The organism is Chitinimonas violaceus (genome assembly GCF_052601015.1).
In genome coordinates, this window is record NZ_JBQXDJ010000150.1 from 1 (window position 1) to 2,161 (window position 2,161).

2 protein-coding genes are annotated in these 2,161 nt (G+C 46.6%); one reads left to right on the forward strand and one right to left on the reverse strand.

Annotation, left to right across the window (positions count from 1 at the left end):
• Nucleotides 1-121: 121 nt before the first annotated feature.
• Nucleotides 122-286, reverse strand: coding sequence for a hypothetical protein (locus tag ACUHMQ_RS20475; RefSeq protein ID WP_445297297.1), 165 nt, complete (start codon nucleotides 284-286; stop codon nucleotides 122-124).
• 375 nt (nucleotides 287-661) lie between these two features.
• Here ACUHMQ_RS20475 and ACUHMQ_RS20480 point away from each other — a divergent pair, with 375 nt between their 5' ends.
• Nucleotides 662-1,894 (forward strand): hypothetical protein, encoded by a 1,233-nt coding sequence (locus ACUHMQ_RS20480; protein ID WP_445297298.1) that lies wholly within the window; start codon nucleotides 662-664, stop codon nucleotides 1,892-1,894.
• Nucleotides 1,895-2,161: the final 267 nt, after the last annotated feature.

Genomic DNA, 2,161 nt, shown 5'->3' on the forward strand with positions numbered 1-2,161 from the left:
GCCTCTGCCTCCTTAAGCACGGTGATGATTTGGCTGTCCGAAAATCTCGATTTCTTCATTTTGTAGAACTCCCTCTATCCGAGAAAATTCTACTTCTGCACACCCCTATTTTCCGGGGGGATTACCGCCGGCCGCCGCGGGCGCGGCTGGGTCGAGGCGCTGCTCGGTCAATGTCTGCCGCCAGTGCGGCAAAATCGACATGGGTCCCCAGAACCTTCAGTGCATCGCCCAGCTGATCCAGTTTGGCTTCACGTTCTTCACTGGCAAACAGACTGGATTTGATCATGATTGGAGGGCTGACTTTTGGATGTCGGAATCATGCCATGGGCGGAGGGTTTTTCGAGGTGCCCTATTGTTTCAGCGGACAAATCAAGAAATCGTTTGGTGAGTAAAGGTGGGCTATTGACCCATTTCGAATGGCCGCTATCCCTTACTCTCACTTAAATCGTTCAGGCAGATTAAGAACAGCAGAAAACGTTCCCTGGTAATAAGGCCACTCATTTTCCTGGGAAATCCCGCATACGTCTTTACACATTCTTCGAATATTTTCTAATGGACTTTACATAACATTATCGTTACTTACTTAAGTATGTGGGTAGTACTTCCAGCCTGAATTAGAAAAGCTTGCAAGCTGCCCACTATCCGTATTGAGGAATCTACAATGAATAGCAAAACCACAGTGCTTGCAGCCAGCCTTTCTCTTTGCTTTGCACTAACTGCGTGCGGAGGAGGAGGTGGTGGTAGTCAGCCGGCCCCTGTTACTCCAACTCAAACGCCTGTTAATCCACCTGTTGTACCTCCGGTGGTGCCCCCTGTCGTGCCTCCAGTTGTTCCGCCTGTACAACCACCGACACCAAGTCCTACTGAACAACGTCTGTTAGATGGCGATCTGTACAGCTTGCGTGCTGGTTATACCGGTGCCGGAGTAATTGGTATTACTCAACCGCATGAATTGGGCAACATCAGCGTACTCAATACGAAAGTCAAGGAGACGGGTAAAACCTATCTTCTGATTTCTGATGATGCTACACAGAAAGATGATCCCACTCGGACTCCAGAATTTCTCAGGTCAGCATTGTCTCCGGATATTTCCTTTACTGACATGGACTCCCCTTTTGATTCCAATAGATATCGCTACTTGAATACAAGGACTATGGGGTACTTGTTTTTCGGTAAGAAAGAATCACCAGAATGGTTAACCCACATCGATAGATTTAAAGAAGGTGTTGCTACTTATAAATTTCAGTTCGAAGAGCTTGATCTAACTGGCAAATTGATAAGAGAGAATTTGTACTTCAGTACTGGCGCACCTAAAAATGGTTTATTGCCATCTGGTGCAAAGCTAGTAGATTCTTTGGGCGATAGTAAATTCTCCAATGGTGCGAAAGGTTTGCGTACTCACATTGTACTGCCGGCCAATACGCTTCTAAGTGGATTAAGATTCCTGGCGGCTTTCAACTCTAGTGAGAAACTGATTTGCATTAGTCAAAGAAGCCTTGGGCCAACCATCCTCGGTCTAAAATTAACTAGCAGTGACAAAGTCGAAGTATACGAATTAGAAAGTAACCAATGCAGAACTAAGGGGGTTGCCTTAGGTGAAGGTACAGTTCGTAAGACCGAGTCAGAAGTTTTAACCGGGTTAGATAAGCAGACAAACTATTTCTTTAGTTTTCCGGCTGCACTCAAGGTAGAGAATAGGATATTGAACCCAACCTATCTGAATGCTGGAGCCAAATTGGCAATCAGCTTTGGTTCCAATCTAGTCATGACAGGCGAAACTGGTAGTGCTGTTGGTGCTTATTTTGATAAGGAAACTGAAATAGTCGATCCGCAAATCCACTTCAACAAGGCTGCTATTAGCGAGCTAAAAACTCAGCTTAGCTTACCCCAGTAATACTTAAAAGTAAGCTGTTTGGTAATAACCGTGAATTAAGGTGCTGGCTGCCGACCAGGGAAGCTACTCCAATATTTGCACAATCTCCAAACCGATCTGCTAGCGCATGCCGGCTTACCCAGACGTTGACCAGGCGGTCGTCGTAAATGCCCGGAGGCCAGCATCTATCGCCGTCGCTGGACAGTGTCCAAGCTGATTGACTCCTTATTATCGGAGTTCAGTCATGCTTGCAGTCCCCCAGCGCGCTTTTGTTGCCAACCAGCCCGT

Bases quoted from the DNA above. Each gene is read 5' to 3' on its own strand.
- ACUHMQ_RS20475 (WP_445297297.1), bottom strand. From the start codon at position 286: ATGATCAAATCCAGTCTGTTTGCCAGTGAAGAACGTGAAGCCAAACTG.
- ACUHMQ_RS20480 (WP_445297298.1), top strand. From the start codon at position 662: ATGAATAGCAAAACCACAGTGCTTGCAGCCAGCCTTTCTCTTTGCTTT.